Origin of the sequence: Desulfovibrio sp. DV (assembly GCF_001936595.1) — a bacterium.
Lineage (GTDB): Bacteria > Desulfobacterota > Desulfovibrionia > Desulfovibrionales > Desulfovibrionaceae > Solidesulfovibrio.
The window spans coordinates 41113-60323 of record NZ_MLBG01000015.1 but is presented as its reverse complement, the minus strand read 5'-3'; the positions used below and the strand labels follow the sequence as shown (position 1 = coordinate 60323).

General features: G+C 68.1%; 13 protein-coding genes. 12 read left to right on the top strand and 1 reads right to left on the bottom strand.

Annotation, left to right across the window (positions count from 1 at the left end; all coding sequences use genetic code 11):
- The 6 genes from DVDV_RS05995 to DVDV_RS05970 form a co-directional block, all read left to right on the top strand.
- The coding region (locus tag DVDV_RS05995; protein ID WP_254845273.1) for a PEP-utilizing enzyme at positions 1-1457 on the top strand (1457 nt) is incomplete at its 5' end.
- 10 nt (positions 1458-1467) lie between these two features.
- Entirely contained in the window at positions 1468-2340 is an 873-nt protein-coding gene (hyi, locus tag DVDV_RS05990) for a hydroxypyruvate isomerase (protein ID WP_083634668.1), read from the top strand.
- 101 nt (positions 2341-2441) lie between these two features.
- Positions 2442-3329, top strand: coding sequence for a 2-hydroxy-3-oxopropionate reductase (garR, locus tag DVDV_RS05985; RefSeq protein WP_075353799.1), 888 nt, complete (start codon positions 2442-2444; stop codon positions 3327-3329).
- A gap of 102 nt (positions 3330-3431) precedes the next feature.
- The gene (locus DVDV_RS05980; RefSeq protein WP_075353798.1) at positions 3432-3914 is read left to right on the top strand and encodes an SH3 domain-containing protein; all 483 of its coding nucleotides are present in this window, start codon (positions 3432-3434) and stop codon (positions 3912-3914) included.
- Positions 3911-4828, top strand: a complete 918-nt coding sequence (locus DVDV_RS05975; RefSeq protein WP_075353797.1) for a M48 family metallopeptidase — start codon at positions 3911-3913, stop codon at positions 4826-4828. The genes DVDV_RS05980 and DVDV_RS05975 overlap by 4 nt, the downstream gene beginning before the upstream one ends.
- 72 nt (positions 4829-4900) lie before the next feature.
- Positions 4901-7102, top strand: coding sequence for a CHASE2 domain-containing protein (locus DVDV_RS05970; protein ID WP_083634667.1), 2202 nt, complete (start codon positions 4901-4903; stop codon positions 7100-7102).
- A gap of 318 nt (positions 7103-7420) precedes the next feature.
- Here the strand turns inward: DVDV_RS05970 and DVDV_RS05965 are convergent, their stop codons facing one another.
- On the bottom strand, positions 7421-8758 hold the full coding sequence (locus DVDV_RS05965) for an NAD(P)/FAD-dependent oxidoreductase (protein WP_075353801.1): 1338 nt from the start codon (positions 8756-8758) through the stop codon (positions 7421-7423).
- Positions 8759-8880: 122 nt separating this feature from the next.
- Between DVDV_RS05965 and DVDV_RS05960 the strand changes: the two genes are divergently transcribed.
- The 6 genes from DVDV_RS05960 to DVDV_RS05935 all read left to right on the top strand — a co-directional run bounded on the left by DVDV_RS05960 (position 8881) and on the right by DVDV_RS05935 (position 19094).
- Positions 8881-10323 (top strand): NAD(P)/FAD-dependent oxidoreductase, encoded by a 1443-nt coding sequence (locus tag DVDV_RS05960; RefSeq protein ID WP_075353796.1) that lies wholly within the window; start codon positions 8881-8883, stop codon positions 10321-10323.
- 206 nt (positions 10324-10529) lie between these two features.
- Positions 10530-11807: a glycosyltransferase gene (locus tag DVDV_RS05955; RefSeq protein ID WP_075353795.1), complete on the top strand. Its 1278-nt coding sequence runs from the start codon at positions 10530-10532 to the stop codon at positions 11805-11807.
- Positions 11804-12919: a glycosyltransferase family 4 protein gene (locus DVDV_RS05950; protein WP_075353794.1), complete on the top strand. Its 1116-nt coding sequence runs from the start codon at positions 11804-11806 to the stop codon at positions 12917-12919. The genes DVDV_RS05955 and DVDV_RS05950 overlap by 4 nt, the downstream gene beginning before the upstream one ends.
- 276 nt (positions 12920-13195) lie before the next feature.
- The gene (locus DVDV_RS05945; protein ID WP_075353793.1) at positions 13196-17236 is read left to right on the top strand and encodes a PAS domain-containing protein; all 4041 of its coding nucleotides are present in this window, start codon (positions 13196-13198) and stop codon (positions 17234-17236) included.
- A gap of 23 nt (positions 17237-17259) precedes the next feature.
- Positions 17260-17862 (top strand): histidine phosphatase family protein, encoded by a 603-nt coding sequence (locus DVDV_RS05940; RefSeq protein ID WP_075353792.1) that lies wholly within the window; start codon positions 17260-17262, stop codon positions 17860-17862.
- Complete coding sequence (locus DVDV_RS05935; protein ID WP_083634665.1) at positions 17859-19094, top strand: glycosyltransferase family protein; 1236 nt, start codon at positions 17859-17861, stop codon at positions 19092-19094. Before DVDV_RS05940 ends, DVDV_RS05935 begins: the two co-directional genes overlap by 4 nt.
- Positions 19095-19211: the final 117 nt, after the last annotated feature.

Genomic DNA, 19211 nt, shown 5'->3' with positions numbered 1-19211 from the left:
CCCCCTGCCTGACCGCCGGGCAGGCCCGCACCCTGGCCGGCTGGGGACTGGCCCTGGAGCGCCATTTCGGCCGGCCCCAGGACATGGAGTGGGCCTTGGACGATGCGGGCGAATTGATCATTCTCCAGTCCCGGCCGCTGACCGCCCTGGCCGACGTGGCCCAGAATGCCGCCCCGCCCGTGCCCGGCTATGAGATCGTGGCCCAGGGCGGACAGGCTGCGGCCAGCGGCATGGCCTGCGGCCCGGTCTATCTGGCCCTGACCGAGGAGGCCCTGGACGGGTTTCCCGAGGGTGCGGTGCTGGTCGCCCCCCACAGCTCGCCCCAGTTCATGGTGGTCATGAAGCGGGCGGCGGCCATCGTCACCGACCATGGCAGCGTCACCGGGCATATGGCCTCGCTGTCGCGGGAGTTCGGCGTGCCGACCCTGCTTGGCCTGGAAGGGGCCACGCGGCTGTTACTGCCGGGCGAAGTCGTCACCGTGGACGTCGGGGCCGGGCGCGTCTACCGGGGCCGGGTGGAGAGCCTGCTGGCCGACGCGGCCGAGACCCCGGCGCTCATGGCCGGCACCCAGGTCCACGCCATCCTGGCCGAGGTGGCCCGGCGCATCGTGCCGCTGACCCTTTTAAATCCCAAGGCCCCGGAATTTCGCCCGGAAAACTGCACCAGCCTGCACGACGTGACGCGGCTTCTGCACGAATGGTCCTACGGCTGCATGTTTGCCGTCAGCGACCTCGTCTCTGGCCAGCACGGCGGGACCTTTGCCCTGGACGCCACCACCGGCCTTGACCTGCACATCATCGACCTCGGCGGCGGCATCAAGGAACAGGCCGCCGGCCGCCACCGGGTGCGCCCGGCCGACATCGCCTCGCGCCCCTTTGCCGCGCTTTTGACCGGGCTGGTCCTGTCCGAGGAGGCCAAGGCCCTGCGGCCGGTCAACCTCGGCGGCTTTCTTTCGGTCATGTCCGAACAGCTCGTTGCCCAGCCCCGGGCCGGGGCTGACCGCTTCGGCGAGAAATCCTACGCCATCATTTCCGACAAATACTTGAACTTCAGTTCGCGGGTGGGCTACCACTACGGCGTGCTCGACTGCTACTGCGGCCAGACCGTCAACAAGAACTACATCACCTTTTCCTTTTCCGGCGGCGCTGCCGACGACGTCAAACGCTCGCGCCGGGCCAGGGCCATCGGCCGCATCCTGGCCGAACTGGGCTTTACCGTTGAGGCCGTCTCGGACCGGGTGTCCGGCCGGTTCCAGAAGTTTTCACCCGAGATCATTGCCGAAAAGCTCGGCCATATGGGGCGGCTTTTGCAATTTACCCGGCAAACCGACATGCTCATGGTCAGCGAGGACAGTATCGAGACCATGGTGGCCTGCTTTCTGTCCGGCGCGCCCTGTTTCGACCCGGCCGCCGCGGCCAGGGCGCAAACCCCGGACGCCCATTCCGATAAATCCTGAGGGAGGTTTCATGCCACGGTTTGCTGCCAACCTGACCATGCTTTTTACCGAGCTCCCGTTTCCGGAGCGTTTTGCCGCAGCCCGGGCCGCCGGCTTCCGGTTCGTCGAATACCTGTTCCCCTACGCCTACCCGGCCGCGGAACTGCGCCGGCTTCTGGCCGAGAGCGGCCTGACCCAGGTGCTATTCAATCTGCCCTGCGGCGACTGGGCGGCCGGCGACCGGGGCATTGCCGCCGATCCCGCCCGGGTGGCCGAATTTCGGGACGGGGTGCCCCTGGCCGTGGAGTATGCCAAGGCCCTGGGGGTCACTCGGCTCAACTGTCTGGCCGGCAAGCTGGCCCCGGGGGTGACCGAAGCCCGGGCCCTGGACGTCCTGGCCGAAAACGTGGCCTACGCCGCCGACCTCCTGGCCGCCAAAGGCATCACCCTGGTCATCGAGGCCATAAACCGCTTCGACATCCCCGGTTTTGTCCTTTGCCGCACGAGCCAGGTCATGGCCCTTCTGGACGCGGTCGGCCGGCCCAACGCCGCCATGCAGTACGACGTCTACCACGCCCAGCGCCAGGAAGGGGAGCTGGCCGGGACGCTTGCCGCCAACCTGCCCCGCATCAGCCATATCCAGATCGCCGACAATCCCGGCCGCCATCAGCCCGGCACCGGCGAGATCAATTTTCCCTTTCTCTTTGCCGAACTCGACCGTCTGGGCTATGGCGGGTTTGTCGGCCTGGAATACGTGCCCACCCCGGACACCAGAGCCTCGCTTGGCTGGATGGCGGCCATGGCCTGCGGCGAGCAGTGGCAACGAACGGACAGGGGGATGCTTCCGGCCGAGGGAGTGCGAAAAGGAGAAGAGGGGGAATGCCTCCGGCGGCCGGGGGGATGATCCCCCCGGACCCCTGCAAAGGGAGAAGTGTATAAACGAGAGGTTTGCGTGCTCGTGCGATATGTTGCCAAGCCCTCTTTTTGAACGGATGAGGAAAAAGAATGAAAAAAATAGGCTTTATCGGCCTGGGCATCATGGGCAAGCCCATGTGCCGCAATCTGCTTGCGGCCGGCTACCAATTGACCGTCTTTAGCCGCACCAAGGCCAATGTCGAGGCCGTCACCAGCCATGGGGCCGCCTACGCCCCGTCGCCGGCCGCCGTGGCCGAGGCCAGCGATCTGGTCATCACCATGGTTCCGGATTCACCCCAGGTCCGCGAGGTCCTTCTGGGCGAGGCCGGCGTTGTCCACGGCGCGCGACCGGGCCTTTACGTCGTGGACATGAGTTCCATCGCCCCCCTGGCCAGCCGGGAGATAGCGGCGGCCCTGGCCGAAAAGGGCGTGCGGTTTCTCGACGCCCCGGTCAGCGGCGGCGAACCCAAGGCCATTGACGGCACGCTGACCGTCATGGTCGGCGGCGATGCGGCCGATTTCGAGGCGGTTTCCCCGGTGCTTTCGGCCATGTCCGCCGCCGTCACCCGGGTTGGCGAGGTCGGGGCCGGCAATGTGGCCAAGCTCGCCAACCAGATCGTGGTGGCCCTTAATATCGCAGCCATGTCCGAGGCCTTTGTCCTGGCCGCCAAGGCCGGGGTGGAGCCGGAGCTGGTCTATCAGGCCATCCGGGGGGGGCTGGCCGGCAGCACGGTGCTCGACGCCAAGGCTCCGCTGGTCATGGACCGCAAGTTCGATCCCGGCTTTCGCATCAAGCTCCACGCCAAGGATCTGGCCAACGTCATGCAGACGGCCCACGAGTTGCATGTGCCTCTGCCGTTTACCGCCTCGGTCATGGAAGTCATGCAGGCCATGCTGGCCGATGGCTGCGGCGAGGACGACCACGGCAGCATCATCCGGTATTTCGAGCAGTTGGCCAAGGTCACGGTGAAACGGTAATTCGGCGTTGTAACGATTATTCGGCACTATGCCGGCTCCGCCTGCCTGCGCCTGGGGAGGGGCCGGAAACCGGCGTCTTCGGACGCCGCCAAGGAGGCAGGCATGAGGAGTCGAAAACTGGTACTGGCCCTGGCCCTGGCTCTGTGCCTGGGCACGGCCTGGGCCATTGCCGCCAAGGTCATGAGCGTGTCGGTGCGCGACGGGCAGGTCCGCGAGACCCCGTCGTTTCTGGGCAAGATCGTGGCCAAGGCCGGCTACGGCCAGTCCGTGGACGTGTTGGAAGAGCAGGGTGACTGGTCCAAGGTGACGCTGCCCGGAGGCGTGGCCGGCTGGATGCACAAGACCGCGCTTTCCACGGACAAACTGGCCATGTCCGGCGGCTCGGCCGCACCCGGCAGCGTGTCGGGCAAGGAAATGGCCCTGGCCGGCAAGGGCTTTTCCGCTGAAGTCGAGGCCGATTACAAGCGCAGCCACGGCGGCAACTTCGCCGCTGTCGACGCCATGGAGCGGGTGCACTACGACGCTGCCGCCCTGATCGCCTTTTTGAACAAAGGCGACGTCAAACCGCAGGGAGGGGCGCGATGAAACCGCGTAGCCTGATTGCCTGCGCCGTCCTGGCCCTGGCTGTCCTGGCCCTGGCCGGCTGCCGCAACCCCGAGGCCCTTTCCCAGGCCCTTGGTTCCTTTGGCGGCAGCGTTGCCGGCGTGCCCGTCGGCGACTATGCCGCCTCGGCCGTCAAGGGGGCCTCGGCCGTGGCCCATGCCGCCGAAGACTTCAACCCGCAGCAGGAATACTACATCGGCCGGGCCGTCGGCGCGACGCTTCTGGCCAAATACCAGCCCTACAACAACGCCGCGGCCAACGCCTACGTCAACGAGGTGGGCCAGGCCCTGTCCATGTTCTCGGACATGCCCCAGACCTATGGCGGGTATCACTTCCTCATCCTCGATTCGGCCGAGATCAATGCCTTTGCCGCGCCCGGCGGGCTCATTTTCATCACCCGCGGCATGGTGCGCTGCTGCTCCGGCGAAAACGCCCTGGCCGCCGTCCTGGCCCACGAGATCGCCCACGTCCAGAACAAGGACGCGCTGCGGGCCATCAAACGCGCCCGCACCACCCAAGCCCTGGGCATCATCGGCGGCGAGGCGGTCAAGCACGCCGGCGGCGGGCAACTGTCCCAGCTGAGCAGCCTTTTCGCCGATTCCATCGGCGACATCATGACCACCATGGTCAACAACGGTTACTCCCGCACCCTGGAATACCAGGCCGACAAGGCCGCCGTGTCCATCCTGACCCGCACCGGCTACAACCCGTCCGGTCTGCCGGGCATGTTGGCCGAAATGCAAAAACGCCTGTCTCCGGGCGGGGCGGACTTTGCCAAGACCCATCCCGCTCCTGGCGACCGCATCAGCGAACTGGCCAACCTGGCCCGCGTGGCCGAGGTGAACGAACCGGCTGTCCGGGCCGCCCGCTTCAAGGCCGCCCTGGGCGATATCTAGCCGGCTGTTGCTCCCCTTCCCGTGCCGGGGGCCAAAGGGCCCCCGGCCACACCCCGCCGGATACGAGACCCCATGAGCCAGCCAACGCCCAAGGCCGCCCGGCCGCCAGCCGCCCCCGTCGCACCCCCGGCCGCCGGCCAGGAGGTGTTTGCCAAACGCATCCGCCACGGCCTCATTGCCGGACTGGTCGGGCTGGCCGCCGCCTGGGTGCTCTCGCTTTCCGGCCTCACCGACGCCCTCGAGGCCCGCAGCTTCGACTGGCGGGCCCGTCTGCTCGCCCCCAAAACGTCTGCCACGGACGCGGTGCGCCTCATTCTCCTGGATCAGGCCAGCCTGGACTGGGGAGCCAGGGAGAACGGCCTGTCCTGGCCCTGGCCCCGGGAAGTCTACGGCTTCATCCTGGATTTCTGCCGCCGGGGCGGGGCGGCCGCCGTGGCCTTTGACGTGCTCTACACCGAACCTTCGGCCTACGGCGTGGCTGACGACGCCGCCCTGGCCGAGGCCGGCAAGCGGCTGGACCGGCTGGCCATGGCCGTCTTTCTCGGCCGCGAAACCGGCCAGGATACGTCCTGGCCGGCAGCCATGCCGGCCGATCCCCTGGCCGTCGCCGGCCTTGACGCCTGGCTGGCCGGCCTGCCCCCGGAGGTGGCCCCGGTCTACCCCAGGGCCGCCTTTCCCGTGCCGGACGTGGCTGCCGGAGCGAAAATTCTCGGCAACGTCAGCCAGGAGCCCGATCCCGATGGCATTTACCGCCGGGTGTCGCTTTTCGGCGTCTTCGACGGCCGGCCGGTGCCGAGCCTGTCCCTGGCCGCCTTTGTGCTGCGCCATCCGGAGGTCTCCCTGGCCGTGTCCCCTGACGCCCTGCGTCTGGGCGGTTCCGTCATCCCGCTCGACCCCTGGGGCCGGGTCATCCCGCGCTGGCGCGCTTCCGAAGCCTTTCCGGCCGTGTCCGCCGCCGCCGTCATCCAAAGCGAACTGGCCCTGCGCGACGGCGGCACGCCGGCCCTTGATCCGGAAATGTTTCGCGACCGCTACGTCCTTTTCGGCTTTTCCGCTCCGGGCCTGCTCGATCTGCGCCCCTCCCCGGTGGCCGGCGTCACCTCGGGCGTGGAGATCCACGCCCAGACCCTGGAAAGCCTCCTTTCCGGGGATTTCCTGCGCGATGCCCCGCCCCTGGTCGACTGGCTCCTGACCGCCGCCCTGTCCCTCGTCTCCGGGCTGGCCGTGTCCCTGGCCACCGGGGCCGTGGCCGGTGCGGCCTGCGTCATCCTGCTCGTGCCGCTGCCGGGCCTGATCGCCCTGGCCGCCTATTCCCTGGGCTCGTGGCAGCCGCTGGCCCTGCCGGAATCCGCCGTGGCCGCCTCCCTGGCCACGGCCGTACTCATCGGCTACGCCACCGAGGGCCGCCAGAAACGCTTCATCAAATCCGCCTTCCGCCAATACCTGAGTCCGCACGTCATCGAACAGCTCATCGCTCACCCCGAGCGCATGAGCCTTGGCGGCGAATTGCGCGAGCTCACCATCTTTTTTTCCGATCTCCAGGGCTTTACCAGCATCTCCGAGGGCCTGGGGCCTCAGGAACTGACCGCCTTCCTCAACACCTACCTGACGGCCATGACCGACATCATCCTCGAAGAAGGCGGCACCGTGGACAAATACGAGGGCGACGCCATCATCGCCTTCTGGAACGCCCCCCTGGACCAGCCCGACCACGCCACCCGGGCCGTGCGCGCCGCCCTGCGCTGCCAGCGTCAACTGGCCCGGATGCACCCCGTCTTCGAACCCATCGTCCACCGCGACGTCATCATGCGCGTGGGGCTCAATACCGGCCCGGCCGTGGTCGGCAACATGGGGTCCAATTCCCGCTTTGACTACACCATGCTCGGCGACGCCGTGAATCTGGCCTCGCGCCTGGAAGGCATCAACAAACAGTTCGGCACCCGGACCATGATCTCCCAGGCCACCCGCGAGGCCATGGGCGAGACCATCGCCGCCCGCACCCTGGCCCGGGTCGCCGTGGTCGGCCGGGGCGAACCCGTGGTCGTTTCCGAACCAATGTGGCCTGAAGAAGCGGCCGAGCGCGCCGAGACCTTTGCCGTCTACGCCAAGGGGCTTGAGGCCTTCACCCGGGGCGAGTTCGCCAACGCCCTGGAACACTTCACCCACATCGCCGACAGTGACCCTGCCGCCGCCTCCTACGTCACCCGGTGCCGCGATTACCTGGCCGTGCCGCCGGAAAAGTGGACAGGCGTGTGCGTCATGACCTCGAAATAGTTTTTCCTTCTGTCCCCTTTCGGGCGCAAAAACGCCCTCCGGTTTCCCGGAGGGCGTAAACAGCGAAAGGATGTCCCGGGTTCAGCAATCGTCCGGGCGTCTGGGTTTGTCAGGCGGCGGCGTGGGCGCAGAGAGGGAGAGGGCGGCACGGATCAGGCCGGCGATCCAGATCACGGTATTGGCGCTCATTGCTCCATCCCCCTCGTCCGGTGCAGGCTCGTGGCAATTGCCACGGCGCTTTAAAGCATTGCCTCCCCCGTCGCGGGGGCCGGGGGATCATCCCCCCGGCAGGGCTCGGGGCAGCACCCCGATGCTGCCCTAAAACATATACCGCAGATAATAGCCGCAGGTCGGATAGGCCCAGATGGTTTCGCGAAGGGCCTTGGCCGGCAACCCCTGACGCATGGCCAGGGCCACGACGTTTATGAGTTCGTCGGCGGCGTGGCCGAGGATATGCGCCCCGAGGATGCGGTCGTCGTCGGGCGAGACCAGGGTTTTGGAATAACCGGGGTGTTCGCCCAGGCGTTGCCAGGGGAAGGCCTCGGCGAGGTCGTATTCCTTTTTGGTGTAGGGAATGTTCTGGGTCTGGCAGTCGGCCTCGGTCAGTCCGGCCATGGCCAGGGGCGGCTGGGTGAAAAGGACGCTTGGCGTGCCGGTGCGGTTGATGGGCGTGGTATTGCCGGCCAGCATGTTTTCGGCGGCGGTGCGGCTTTCCAGGTCGGCCGTGGGGGTCAGGGCATAGGGGGCGTCCAGGCAGTCCCCGGCGGCATAGACGTCGGGGTTGGTGGTGCTTTGCAGGAAGGCGTTGACGCGGATGCCGGCCGGGCCGGCGGCGACATTGGCCAGATCCAGGCCGAGTTTTTTGATCTGGGCTGGCCGGCCGGCGGCGTTGACGGCCATGTCGGCGGCGATATCCAGGCCCGGGGCGCTCAGGCACAGGCCATGGGGCTCCTTGTCGATGCGCCCCACCGGGGCGTTGACGTGGACGGCGATGCCCATGGCCCGGGTGGCCTCGATGAGGCGGGAGGCGGCGTCGCGATCAAACCGGCGAAGGGCGGTGTCGCCATGGGTTACGATGGTGGCGCGCGCGCCGCAGACGTGGGCCAGATGGGCCAGTTCGAAGGCCACAAAGCCGCCGCCGACAAAGACGATGCGGGCCGGAAGCGTCTCCAGGGCCAGGAAATCGTCGCTGGTTTGCAGATGTTCGGCTCCGGGGAAGTCGAAACGCTGGTGGGTGGCTCCGGTGGCGATGAGGATTTTTTTGGCCACGATGGTCGTGTCGCCGGCCGCCAGGGTGTTTGGGCCGGTGAAGGCGGCCCGGCCCTCGATCACGTCGATGCCGGCCTCGCGGTAGTGCCGGGCCAGCCAGGGGGCCACGGGTTCGGTGAAGGTCCGGGTGAAGGCGGCCATGGCCGGCCAGTCGGGCCGGGGTTCGCCGGAAAGGCCCTTGCCGGCCAGATGCCGGGCCATGGTCACGGCTTCGGCCGGCCCCATGAGCACTTTTTTGGGATTGCAGCCGGTGTGCGGGCACACGCCGCCAAGGAGGCCGGATTCGATGATGGCCACGGACCAGCCGGCCTCGCGGCAACGCCGGGCGGCCGGGCCGCAGGCCGGGCCAGCGCCGATGATGGCCAGATCGTAGGTGCGTTTTGTCATAATAAACCTCGGATGTCGGCCGGCAGCGTGCCGACGGTTTGGCTTTACGGTTTTTTCCGTTACCATGATTTTGCCGTCCGCCATAGGGGCGCGGCGGGTATTTGGGAAAAACGGAGGCAGGTATGGGGCATCTGGGCGAATATGATCTGCTGGTCATGGGCGGCGGCGCAGCCGGACTCACGGTTGTGGCCGGTGCGGCCCGGCTCGGGGTGCGGGTGCTCCTGGTCGAGAGCGAACGGGCTCTTGGCGGCGACTGCCTGCATTTTGGCTGCGTGCCGAGCAAGACGCTGATTGAAACGGCCCGGGTGCGCCATCTGGCCGGCCGGGCCGCCGAATACGGGTTGCCGGCCATCGAGCCCGGCCCGGTTGATTTCGCACTGGTGCGCCGGCGCATCCAAGGGGTCATTGCCGGCATCCAGGAACATGATTCGCCGGACCGCTTCCGCCGGCTTGGGGCCGAGGTCCATTTCGGCCAAGCCCGGTTTGTCGATGACCACACCCTGGAACTCGACGGACGGCGCATCACCGCCGACCGCATCGTCATCGCCACCGGCTCCCGGGCGGCCGTGCCGGACATCCCGGGACTGGCAAGCAGCGGCTATCTGACCAACCGGGAACTCTTTTCCCTGGAAAAACTGCCGGCCTCGCTGGTCATCCTCGGCGGCGGGGCCATTGCTGCGGAGATGGGGCAGGCCTTTGCCCGGCTGGGCAGCCGGGTGACGGTGGTGCAGCGAAGCGCCCAACTCCTGTCGCGCGAGGACGCCGATCTGGCCGCGGTCGTGGCCGCCGGCCTTGCGGCCGACGGCGTGGAGGTGTGCCTGGACTCGGTTGTGGAATCCGTGGCCGGGCCGGATGCAGCCGGGCTGCGCACGGTGACCGTCATCCACGGCGGCCAACGCCGGGGAATTGCGGCCGAGGCCATCCTCGTCGCCATGGGCCGCACCCCCAACCTCGACGCACTGGACCTTGACGCGGCCGGGATTGCCTATACAGAAAAGGGGCTTGTGCTCGATGACCGTCTGCGCACCTCCGTGCCCCACGTGTTCGGGGCCGGGGACGTGACAGGCGGCCACCAGTTCACCCACGCCGCCGGCTACGAGGGCGGGGTGGTGGTGGCCGGGGCGGTCTTCCGGCTGCCGCGCCGGGTTGATTATACGTTCATGCCGCGCTGCGCCTTTACCGATCCGGCCCTGGCCGCTGCCGGGCTGACCGAAAGCGGGGCCAGGGCGGCCGGCATCGCCCATACGGTCATTGCCGAGCCCTTTGCCGGCAACGACCGGGCCAGGGCGGCCGGCGAAACCGCCGGGCTGGTCAAGCTGGTTCTCGGCAAACGCGGCCGGCTCCTTGGCGTCGGCATCGTCGGGAGCGGGGCCGGGGAACTGCTGGCCCAGTGGCTGGCCGCCCGGGCCGGCAAGGTCGGCCTGTCCACCCTGGCCGGCACGGTGCTGCCCTATCCGACCCTGGGCGAAACCGGCAAACGGGCCGCCGGCCGGACGCTGGAAACGAAACTTTTTTCGCCTCTGGTGCGACGGGTATTGCGGCTGGTGTTCGGGTATCGCGGATAGAGGGAGAGAGTGGCGGGCAGGAGAGAAGAGAGAAGAGGGAAGAGGCCTCCGGCGGCCAAAGGGACTGAGTCCCTTTGGAATCCCCGCCTGGGGGATGGCTGATTGGACGGTGGGTGTTGCCTGACCGGTGCGTGGAAGTTGAGCATGGGAAGACGGGGACAGGCTCCTGCAACGGGGAACGATGTAACGAGGACGGATAGCGACTGATGGCGGGAAAAGGCAAGCCAGTGCTGGTCATGGTGCTCAAGGGGTATCCGAGGATCTCCGAGACGTTTATTTCCAACGAGATTTTACTGCTGGAGAGCCTTGGCTTCACGGTGCGCATCGTGTCCATGCGAAAGCCCCGGGAGGACTTTTCCCATGCCTCGGTCGGGCGCATCCGGGCCGAGGTGGTCTATCTGCCGGAATATATCCTGCCGGCCCTGCCCCGGCTCCTTGCCGCCAACGTCGGCACCGCCCTGGCCCGGCCCCGGGGCTGGCTGCGGGCGGCCGGGCTCATGCTGCGCCATTTCTTCCAATCGCCCAAATCGGCCACGGTCAAGCATCTGCTCCAGGCCGGGCTGTTGTGCCGGGAGGCCCTGCCCCCGGGCGAGTCGCCCCACCTGCACGCCCACTTCGCCCATTCGCCGACCTCAGTGGCCATGTACGCCGGGCTGATGTCCGGCGCGCCGGTCAGCTTCACCGGCCACGCCAAGGACGTCTGGACCCAGAATCCGGCCCGGCTGGCCGAAAAGATCGGCCGGGCCGCCTTTGTGGTCACCTGCACCATGGCCAACGTCGCCTATCTCAAAAAGCTTTCGCCCAATGGCACCCCGGTGTTTGGCGTCTACCACGGCATCGACCTGTCGCTCTTTGACGGCAACGGGACCCGGCCGGCCCAAGGCCCGCCCTACCGGCTGCTCACCGTGGCCCGGCTGACGGCCAAAAAGGGCCTGGATACCGTGCTCGACGCCCTGGCCGTGCTGGCCGGACAGGGTATTGATTTCACCTACGATCTGGTCGGCGCGGGCGAGGACCGGGATTTTCTGGCCCGACAGGCGGCCCGGCTGGGCCTGGCCGACCGGGTGCGCTTCCACGGCGCGCTGCCCCACGAGCAGGTGCTGGAGCTTTACCGGACCGCCCATGCCTTTGTCATCGGCTGCCGGGTGTTGCCAAACGGCGACCGCGACGGCGTGCCCAACGTGGTGGTGGAGGCCATGGCCATGGGCGTGCCGGTGGCGGCAACCGACGTCTCGGCCCTGCCGGAACTGGCCCGAGACGGGGAAACAGCCCTGACCTGTCCTCCGGGTGACGCCAAGGCCCTGGCCGCCAACCTCGTCCGGCTGCTCACCGACCCCGGCCTTCGCGACCGGCTGACCGGGGCGGCCCGGGCGGTGGTTGCCGCCGAGTTCGACAATGCGGCCAACACCCGTCGTCTGGCCGCCATCTTCGCCAAGCAGGCCGGCTCCCCGCCCGGCATCTTTGCCGCGGGACTGGCCTTGTGAACGTCGCCCTCTACGCGCCGTTTAAGCCGCTTGACCATCCCGATCCCTCCGGGGACCGGACCATCGGCCGGGAACTGGCCGCGGCCCTGGCCGGACAGGGGCTGGACCTGACGACGCCCAGCCGCTTCCGGTCGCGCTGGTTCTCAGCCCGTCCCAGGCTCTGGCTGGAGGCGCTGTCCGCCCGCCGCCAAGCCCTGGAAACGGCTTCCAAGGCCAGGGTGCAGGCCTTTGTCACCTACCACGCCTACTACAAATCCCCGGATGTCATCGGTCCCTATGTGGCCCGTGAACTCGCCATTCCCTACGTGGTCTTCCAGGGCGTCTATTCCACCAAACAGCGCCGCTGCCTGAAAACGCGCCTGGGCTACGAACTCAATCGCCGCTCGCTGGTGGCGGCGGATCTGGTTTTTTCCAACCGCCGCCTGGATGTGGACAACCTGCTGCGCCTGTTGCCGCCGGAGAAAATCGCCTACGTGCGCCCCGGCATCGATCCCGAGGCCTTTGCCTTTGACGGCGAGGCGCGGCGGGCCTGCCGCCGGGAGTGGGGCGTGTCGGGACGCCCGGTCATTGTCACGGCAGCCATGTTTCGAAACGACGTGAAGACCAGGAGCCTGACGTATCTTTTCACCCGGCTGGGTGAGCTGGCCCGGTCCGGGCTGGACTTTTTCCTGGTCATTGCCGGGGACGGCGAGATGCGCGACGCCCTTGTCGCCCTGGCCGGCCGGGAGTTGCCGGGACGGCACCTGTTTCTGGGCTGCGTTGCCCGCGAGCGGCTGGGGGCGGTGTTAAGCGCCGGGGACGTGTTCGCCTTTCCGGGCATCGGCGAGTCGCTCGGCATGGTCTATCTCGAAGCCCAGGCCGCCGGGCTGCCGGTGGTGGCCCTGGCCGAGGGCGGCGTGCCCGAGGTGGTGGCGGCCGGCCGCACCGGCCTGCTGACGCCTCCGGGCGACGACGCGGCCTATGGCCGGGCTTTGGCCGCATTGGTTGTGGACCGGGAGCGGCGTCTGGCCATGGGCGAGGCGGCCCGGGCCTATGTCCGTGACCGGCACGACCGCGACCGCAACTACGGGGCCGTGGCCGGGGCGCTGCGGCGGCTGGCCGGGAAGGGCTGAAAATGGCACTGGCTCAACCCGCCGGTCTCGTGGTAAAAAAGGGGGCTTGAGGCTTTTGCACGATGCAATTTTTTTGGAGACCAACCCTGGCCTGGATCCGCAACATTCCAAACGTATTGCGGGTGTCCAAAGGGCAGTGCCCTTTGGCCGCCGGAGGCATCTCCTTTGCCATTTTTTGCAGAACCTCGCTTTTTGTAACTCTCGGTAACCATGTAGAAAATCGAGGCATTTCTGACTCGCGGACGTGGCGGCGAGCCGGAAGGCGATGGAGCCGTCATGGCCAAGTTGCACGAAACGCCACTGCGTGACTTGCCCCCGGCGTCACCTCTGACGCTTGGACTGTGGACCACCGCCGCCCAGGCGGCCCGGACCCTGCTCGGGGCCGGGGTGGGCGAGGCCCTGGTCCTGGACGGGGGCCGTCCCCTTGGCGTGGTCACCACCCGCGGGCTGGCCCGGGTCTTGTGCCAGGATGCCGTCCAGGCGGCGCATCTGGCCGTGCGCGACGTCATGGACCCGGTGGCGGTCTCCCCGGAAAGCGACTTTCTGCCTGCTGCCTTGCGCCATCTGCTGGCTGCGCCGTCGCGGCGTCTGGCCGTGGTGGACGCCACCGGCCGGGCCCTTGGCATGCTGGCCCCGTTTCATGTGGCCCGGCTGTGCGGTTCCCTGGACGAACTGGCGGATCGCAGCGTGGCCAGCGCCATGGCCCGGGCCGTGGTCACCGGGGCTGTTGGCGAGAAGCTGTCCTGCGTCCTTGGCCGCATGGTGCGCATGGGCGTTGGCGGCGTGGTGGTCACCGAAGACGACAAGCCGCGCGGCATGTTCACGGCCCGCGACGCCGTGCGCTTGCTGGCCGGCGGCACGGATATCCGGGACGTGCCGGTGGACGCCGTCATGCGCGCCCCGGTGGCCGTCATTTCGCCCCAGCTGCCCCTGGCCCAGGGGCTGGCCGGCATGGACGGGGCCGGAGCCGGGCGGCTGGCCGTCACCGATCCGGCCGGCTTTCTGCTGGGCCTTCTCACCTGGACCGACGTGGCCGCTGCCCTGGCCCACATCCTGGCCGACGCCGAAGCCCTGCGCCTTCGCGAACAGGCCGATCGTTACCGCGACCTCTACGACAACGCCTCCCAGGGCCTTTTTCGTCTCGACGTCCATGGCCGGATGGTGGCGGCCAACAGTTCCCTGGCCCGGCTTTTCGGCTACCGCGACGTGGCCGACTGCCTGCGCCAGTCCCGGCAGGCCGCCCACCCGCTGCGCCTGGACGTGCCCGAGCGCCACAACCTGCTGGTGCGCGCCCTGTCGCAGCCCGAGCCCGTGGCCTTCGAGACCCGGACCGATGGCCGGGACGGTGGCTCCAGGCGCATCTACTGCGTCATGCGCACCGTGCGCGACAGCCTGGGCACGCCGCGATTGCTGGAAGGGGCCTGTGCCGATTTTCCCGTGGGCGTGCCCCCCCAGTCCGTGCTGGCCGCCGAGTCCGGCTACCGCTCCATCGTCGAACACCAGACCGAGCTGATCTGCCGTTTTGACCCGGCCTGCCGGCTGACCTTTGTCAATGCCGCCTTTGCCCGCTATTGGGGCAAGACGCCCGAGGCCTGCGTCGAGGAAAATTTCCAGCCGGACATCCATGACGACGAGGCGGCCATCGTGACCCGGCGCATTGCTTCCCTTTGCCCCCATCGTCCCACCACCGGTTTCGAATACCGGGTGCTGCGCCCCGACGGCCGGGTGCGCTGGCAACGCTGGACCCATCGGGCCATCTTTGACGCCGAGGGGGAGTTGGTCGAGTATCAGGCTGTCGGCCGGGACATCACCTCGCGCAAGCTGGCCCAGGCCCGTCTGCGCCAGCAGCACACGATTTCCCGGGCCATGCTCGAAGCCCTGCCGCTGCCGGTCTATTGCAAGGACACCTCCGGGCGCTATACCGGCTGCAACCGGGCCTTCGAGCAGCTTCTCGGCATTCCGCGCGGCCAGCTCCTCGGCGGTTCGCTTGACGGGCTGGTGCAGCAGTATGCCTTTGCCGCCGAGTGCGGGCAAAGTGATGCGGCCCTGCTGGCCATGGGGACCCCCCAGGTTATCGAAACCGCCCTGCCGGGATCGGCCGGCCGGCGGGAATTCGATATCCACAAGGCCCTCATCCGCGAACACGATGGCGGCGAATCGGTTGTCCGGGGCATTGTGGGCGTGGTTGTGGACGTCACGAAAAAGCGGCGCACCGAAACGGCCGCCAGGAAGATCGTCGGGGAACTGGAGGCCCTCATTGCCGCTCGGACTGCGGAAATCGAGGTCCTCGGCCGCCGGTTGGCTGCCCAGGCCACCGAGTCCGGGCAGCTGGCCGCCGCCCTGCGGGATCGGGACAACTTTCTAAACGCCGTGCTGGCCGGCATTCAGGACGGGGTGTGCGTGCTGTCCCCGGACATGGTGGTGCTTTCGGCCAACCGGGCTCTTCGCGGCATGTATCCGGGCCGGGGCGAGCTGGTGGGGCAACGCTGCCATGAGGTCTACCACGGCCTTTCCGCTCCGTGCCCGGATTGTCCGTCGCTGCGGGCCATGGCCACCCGCAAGCTGGCCATCAACGTGGTGCCCAAGGAAGATCCCACGGATTCCGCCGGCTGGGTGGAACTGTTCTGCTATCCGTTGCTCGACGCCTCCGGGGCCGTGACCGCCGTGGTCGAGATCGTGCGCGACGTCACGGCCGGAAAAAAACTCGAAGCCGAACTGGCCGCCGCCCTGGAGCGGGCCGAGGCAGCCAGCCAGGCCAAGGGCGCATTTTTGGCCAACATGAGCCACGAGATCAGAACGCCGCTCAATGCCGTGCTCGGCTATGTCCAGCTCATGCTGCGCGACCGCCTCGAACCCAGCCAGCGCCAGCGTCTGGCCGTGGTCGAGGAATCCGCGTCCACGCTGCTCTCGATTATAAACGACATCCTCGACTACTCGAAAATCGAGGCCGGACGCCTGGAGATCAAGGCCGAATCCTTTGATCTGCCGCGCTGCCTGGATGCGGTGATAAAGGAGCAGGAAGTGCTGGCCCGGGACAAGGGCCTGACCCTTGGCCTGGAGCTCGGCCCGGATTTGCCCGCCACCGTGCGCGGCGACGGGCTGCGCCTGCGCCAGATCCTGCGCAATCTGGTCAACAATGCCGTCAAATACACCGAGCAGGGCAGCGTGGTCCTTCGGGCCAGCGTCCTGGAGCGCAGTCCGGCGCCGGGCGGGTTCGAGCAGCGGGTGGGCCTGCGCTTTGCCGTGGTGGACACCGGTGTTGGCATCCCGGGCGACCAGCTGGCCAGTATTTTCGACAGCTTCACCCAGGTCGACGGCGGCCTGACCAAGCGCCAGGCCGGCACGGGCCTGGGGCTGGCCATCTGCCGCCGGTTGGCCGGGCTTCTCGGCGGCGGCGTGTTCGTGGACAGCGCCCTGGGCAAGGGCAGTGTTTTTTGGCTGGAATGTCCCTTTGAGGTGTTGCCGGCGGCGGGCGGCCGGGTTGGCTATGATCCGTTTGCCGCCATCCGGCGCGAGATGCCGCCGAGCCTGCGCATCCTTCTGGTCGAGGACAACCGGGTCAACCGCATTTTCGCCTCGGATCTGCTGGAAAGCCGGGGCCATGAAGTGGTCTTGGCGGAAAACGGCCGGGTGGCCCTGGATTATCTGGCCGCCCACGCCGTGGATGTGGTGCTCATGGACATCCAGATGCCGGTCATGGACGGGCTGGCCGCCACCCGGGCCATCCGGGCCGGCCACATGGACATTGACCCGGGCCTGCCGGTCGTGGGACTTTCGGCCTATGCCATGGATCAGGAGCGGGAGCGGTTCCTGGCAGCGGGTTTTGACGACTACATCATAAAGCCCATCGACGTGGAGATCTTTTTTGCGGTCGTGGCCAAGGTCCTGGCCCGGCGCGGCCGGGCCCCGGTCGGGGGCAATCCCTGCGATCTGGCCCGTCTGGGCGGGATCATCGACACCGATGCCCTGGCTGCCCAGTACCGGGGCAAGGCCGGACTCCTGTCACGGGTTGGCCGGGAGTTCGTTGCCTCGGTGCCGGAGCAACTCTCTGCCCTGGGCAGGGCCATGCAGGCGGGCGATCTGGTGGCCTGCGAGCGCGTGGCCCATACGCTCAAGGGCAATGCGGCCATGTTCGGGGCCGGAACCATGCGGGATCTGGCGGCCGAGGCCGAACAGGCCGCAGCCTCGGGCGATGTGGCCCGGGTCACGGCCCTGGCCCCGGCCCTGACCGACGCCTGCCAGGCCGTGGCCACGGGTATGGACGAATTTCTCTGCCGGCTGGACCCGGAAAACCGGGGCGTCCGACCGGACAAGTGACCCTGCTACAAGGATGACAGGCCATGTCGCGCTGTGTTTTTCATCTTATGCGCCACGCCCCGACGTTGTGGAACCTCGAAAAGCGCATCCAGGGGCAATGGGACAGCGAACTGGCCCCGGCCGGGATCGCAGCGTGCGAAGCCCTGGCTTCCCGGCTCGTTGGGCTGTCCCTGGCCCGCATCCTGGCCAGCGATCTGGGCCGGGCCAAGTCCACGGCCGGTATCCTAAACCGCGTCCTGCGTCTGCCCGTGACGCTTGATCGCCGGCTTCGCGAACAACACTACGGCGAGTGGACCGGCAAATACTGGCGCGACATCCCGCCGGCCGACATCGCCGAGGCCGAGGCCGCCGGCTGGCATTTCCAGCCTCCGGGCGGCGAATCCCGGGCCGATGTGCGGTCCCGGGCCGAACATGCGCTCCTTGACGCCGCCCGGGCCAATGGCGGCAAAAACGTGCTGGTCGTCACCCACCAGGGCGTCATCAAGGCCGTGCTCTACCATCTCCTTGGCCGGGCCTATATGCCGGACGAACCGCCGGCCTTTGACCTCGGGTGCATCCAGCAGGTGGTCTGCCAAGGCGGCGTGTTGTCCCTGGGCCTGCTCGACCTGGAACTGCCCGCGTCGTGAAGGTCGCCGTCTACTGCCAGCATGTGCTGGGCATGGGCCACCTGTTTCGCACCCTGGAAATCGTGGCTGCCCTGGCCGGCCACGAATGTCTGCTCATCCTTGGCGGTCCGGACACCCCGGCCGCCCTGCCGGACGGCGTCAGGCTCGTGCGCCTGCCCCCCCTGGCCATGGACGCCGATTTTCAGGCCCTGACCCTGGCCGGGCCGGCCCTTGAGGCGGCCAAGGCCGACCGCTGCACCCGGCTTTTGGCCGCCCTGGCCGCTTTTGCCCCGGACGTTTTTTTCGTCGAACTCTATCCCTTCGGCCGCAAGGCCTTCGAATTCGAGCTGTTGCCCGCCCTGGCCGCCGTCCGGGAGGGCCGGTTCGGGCGCTGCCGCTGTGTCTGCGGCGTGCGCGATATTCTGGTCGAAAAAAAGGACCAGCCGGCCTACGAGGCCCGGGTGCTCGACCGGCTGGGCCGGTTTTTCGATGCCGTGTGCGTCCATGCCGATCCCACACTCTTCCCGCTGTCCGCCACCTTTGCCCGGGCCGCCGAAATCCCGGTGCCCGTGGTCCACACCGGCTACGTCGCGCCGGCCCCGGCCGTTGTCCGGCCGCGGCCGGCGGTGCGACGGGAGCTTGGCGTGGCTGATGGAAAGACCCTGATTGTTGCTTCGGCCGGCGGCGGCAAGGTGGGGAGCCAGGTGTTGGCTGCGGTCCTGGCCGGCTGCCGGGAGGATGCCCGACTTTCCCGGGCGGCGCTTCGCGTATATTCCGGCCCCTTTTGCGACGAAGCAGCCTATGCGGCCCTGGTTGCTGCGGCCGGGCAACTCCCCGACGCCCGGGTGGCCCGGTTCACGGACGGGTTTGCCGATGTGCTGCGGGCGGCCGACCTGTCGGTCAGTCTGGCCGGCTACAACACGGTGATGGGGCTGCTTGCCGCCGGCTGCCGGGGGCTGGTGGCCCCGTTTGACCAGAACCGGGAACAGCGCCTTCGGGCCGAGCGCCTGGCCGGCCTGGGGCTTTTGGGCGTGCTCGATCCGGCCGATCTGGCCCCGCCGGTCCTGGCCGGGCGTATGGTCGCCGCCCTGGCCGGGCCGCCCCCGCCGCCAGGGGCCATCGACCTGGACGGCGCGCCGGCCACGGCGCGGTTTCTGGAGAGCCTTGCGGCCGAGGGAGTGAGAGAAGAGGGAAGAGAGCCTCCGGCGGCCAAAGGGCAGTGCCCTTTGGAAACCCGCCTGGGGTCAGTCTGATTTGACCGGATACACTGCCACGACGACGGGCGGAAGTTGGGGAAGGCAAGACGAGTAGGGGCCGTTTGGGCAGCCAGCGCCAAGACCCTTGAAAATTTTTCCCTTTGCAGGGGTCCG